General features: G+C 59.2%; 2 protein-coding genes and 1 tRNA gene. All 3 read left to right on the top strand.

Going from position 1 to position 2,636, the window contains the following annotated elements:
- Positions 1-44 precede the first annotated feature (44 nt).
- The 3 genes from SM766_RS20830 (at position 45) to SM766_RS20820 (ending at position 2,337) form a co-directional block, all read left to right on the top strand.
- Positions 45-121, top strand: a tRNA-Met gene (locus tag SM766_RS20830).
- Positions 122-273: 152 nt separating this feature from the next.
- Positions 274-570, top strand: a complete 297-nt coding sequence (locus SM766_RS20825; protein WP_368948954.1) for an efflux RND transporter permease subunit — start codon at positions 274-276, stop codon at positions 568-570.
- Positions 571-783: 213 nt separating this feature from the next.
- Positions 784-2,337 carry a phytoene desaturase family protein gene (locus tag SM766_RS20820; RefSeq protein ID WP_368948953.1) on the top strand — a complete coding sequence of 518 codons (1,554 nt, stop codon included), beginning with the start codon at positions 784-786 and terminating at the stop codon, positions 2,335-2,337.
- Positions 2,338-2,636: the final 299 nt, after the last annotated feature.

Genomic DNA, 2,636 nt, shown 5'->3' with positions numbered 1-2,636 from the left:
GTAAATACCAAAAAATCTCTCTAACGATCATAACCAACAATCTCCGCGGGATGGAGCAGCCCGGTAGCTCGTCAGGCTCATAACCTGAAGGTCGCAGGTTCAAATCCTGCTCCCGCAACCAAAAATAACGCAAAACGCCGCCTCTTGTGAGGCGGCGTTGTGCGTTATAAGATACGTCGGGGCATGCCAGCGGGAAGCCGCGGTGTTGTCGTCTAAACGAAAGATAAACAGCCAGATTACCCTCGAGAAGCATCCGGTGACCTCTAGCCGCAGATCCGTCCGGTTCCATCCGCACACTGGAAATCAATCCCCGAAGAGCCTCCGCCGAACCAGTCTTCAAGTCTGGGCAGCCTGCGGTTCCGGCCGATCCTGTTGACCTTCACCATGGGCGTGGTTCCGATGGCAATCGCGACCGGGCCCTCATCTGCGAGCCAGAGTGCGATCGGTATCAAAGTCGTAGGTGGCATGATCTCGGAAACCGTGTTCGGGGTAATTTTCGCGCCGGTCTTCTTGGTCTTCGTGATGAAGCTGACCGGCGGCTACAAGCGTATTGTCCCGGCCAGGGGTTGACCGCGATGGCAGCGGATGCACCGGTCAGCGTTGCTCAAAGCATCCGTTTGCTGCCCGCAAGCCTGCGCGCATGCAATGGTGGTTCGGGAACATGAGAAACAGGCCGCTTCCGCTGGATTGATCGCGATCAAATCGCGATTGGCGGGCCGCTGTTACCAATAAGCTTGGACAGATCATTTCATGCGAAACATTGCGATGCGCAGGAGAGTGAATATGGCTGACACCGACAAAAATGGCTGGGATGCCATCATCATCGGCTCTGGTATGGGCGGCATGGCTGCAGCTGCCGCGTTGTCGAAGCTCGGGCACAAGGTGCTTTTGCTGGAGCAGTACCAGACGCTCGGCGGCCTGACCCACAGCTTTTCCATGGAGGGTTTCTCCTGGGACGCGGGTATCCACTACCTCAACTGCGTCGCGCCCGAAGATCGTGAACGCCACATGCTCGACTGGCTCTCGGATACGCCGATCAAGTTCACCTCCATGGGGGCCGTATATGATAACCTGCACATCGGCGACGCCCCGCCGCTGTCCCTATCGCGGCCCTTCGCGGCGCAGGAGCGCGATCTCAAAGACCGCTTTCCGGACGAAACCAAGGCCATTGAGGCCTGGATCGCGGCGCTCAGAGAGGGCAGGCAGGCGGCGTTTACGGTAACTTCGACACGCGCCATGCCCGGGATCATCGGGTCGGCGATGAAGTGGTGGCACGGCCATGCCATCGACCGATGGTGTAAGCGGACAACGCAGGAAGTCATTGACGACATCACCGACAACCCCGACCTCGCTGCAGCTTTCGCCGCGCAATGGTTCGACCACGGCGGCAGGCCCAGTAAGGCAAGCTTTGCGATGCACGCACTGATCACAGGCTCCTATCTGGAGAGTGGTGCCTGGTATCCGGTGGGCGGCGGTGCGGCTTTTGCCCGGCACATCCTGCCGACGATCACCAAAGCCGGGGGGGCAGTACGGGCGAACACACGGGTTGAAACACTGGTCATCGAGAATGAGCGGGTCGTTGGGGTGCGCACGGCAGCGGGAGAGGAAATCCGCGCCGGAGCCGTGATTTCTGATATCGGTGCGCGGGAAACGGTAAATAGTCTGTTGCCCGAGGGCTGTGGACATCAGGACTGGGTTGAAGAAATCAACACCTTGCCTCACTCGGTTGCGCATTTCAGTCTGTTCATGGGCTTTGAGGGCGATATCGAGGCTGCCGGAGCGACTCGCTCGAACCACTGGATATACCCGGGCGGAAAGGTCGATGTCGTCTGGGCCGACGCACCGGACACTCCGCCCGAGGGCATGTTTGTTTCTTTCGCGTCGCTCAAGGACCGCGCGCACGATCCCGGCCCATCCCGGAAATTCGCCGGGGAAATCGTGGCGTGGACCGATTGGTCGGTCGTGGAAAAATGGGCCCATCTGGAGCCGGGCGCACGAGGGGCGGACTATCAGGTCTTCAAGGAAGCGGTCGAGGAAACCCTCTTTGCGCAGTTCGAAACATATTTTCCTGACCTCGCCAAGCTCGTGGTGTTCCGTACTCTTTCGACGCCACTCTCGACCGAAGCGATCACGGGGCATCACCATGGTGGGTTCTACGGAATCGATGTCACACCCGAACGCGTGCTAAGCGACGCGCTTCAGGCAAAGACCCCGGTGCCGGGCCTCATCCTCGCAGGTCAGGACGTATTGAGTCCGGGAATCCCCGGTGCCCTCTGGGGGGGGATTTTCGCTGCGGCCAGCCTCGATCCGAAAGTTTGGCACGAACTCCCAGGTTAGACGGTGGTTTAAGTTGGAGTGCATCTTTCCGAGGTTCGCCACAGTGGGCTTTCAAGCAGACTGGACCTGTCGCAGGTTTTTTGATGTCGGAAACCAATAAATATAGCAGGCCAGGCCCATATGGCAGTGACAGTGCTCACATACGCGCCGAGCCCTTTCAGCGGCAACGGCGGGGTAGAGTGACCTGCCCCCCGAGGCTCCCTTATTCATAACGAGAGTCTGCGGGTCTGGTTTTCATATTCTCCGTCGTCTGATTGGGCAAGCGCGCCGGGCGCGGAGCCCTCAAATTGCTCAAGCGT

It is taken from the genome of Pseudophaeobacter sp. A-200-2 (assembly GCF_041008815.1).
In the GTDB taxonomy this organism is placed as follows: domain Bacteria; phylum Pseudomonadota; class Alphaproteobacteria; order Rhodobacterales; family Rhodobacteraceae; genus Phycobacter; species Phycobacter gallaeciensis_A.
Note: the sequence above shows the minus strand (reverse complement) of the source record. Positions and strands in the feature narration are given on the sequence as shown.